The following is a 400-nucleotide window of genomic DNA, read 5'->3' on the forward strand; positions in this document are numbered from 1 at the left end:
ATGCGACACTCAAGCGTCTCGTCACCTCCACGACCGACACGCATGTCTTTCGCCTCGGCCAGTTCTTCGCGCATGAGAAGAAGGCTGAATTCACATTCTCCTATGGCGCGCTGATCAATGGCCTGCGCGACGCCTTGCCTGCGCAAGTGCCGCTGACGGTCGGCAAGGTAACCGAAGTCTCGACTGGACCGGACCGGCAGCGGCTTGTGCTGGCCGACGGCACCGTCATCGATGCCCGCCTGCTGGTGGTGGCAACCGGTCACGGCGAGGCGGTGCGGCGCGCCGTCGGCGTCGAGCGTATCGAGCAATCGAAGGCGCATTCATTGTCGATGGGATTCGACCTCGCCATCTCGCCCAGCGATTTCGGTCATCAGTCCGTCACCTGCTACAGCAGGCGGGC

1 pseudogene is annotated in these 400 nt (G+C 63.5%); it reads left to right on the plus strand.

Going from position 1 to position 400, the window contains the following annotated elements:
* Positions 1-400: pseudogene (locus tag ENZ75_RS34140) on the plus strand (FAD/NAD(P)-binding protein); the annotation flags it as partial.

It is taken from the genome of Mesorhizobium sp. M7A.F.Ca.CA.002.04.1.1 (assembly GCF_004022805.1).
GTDB classification, from domain to species: Bacteria; Pseudomonadota; Alphaproteobacteria; order Rhizobiales; family Rhizobiaceae; genus Mesorhizobium; species Mesorhizobium ciceri.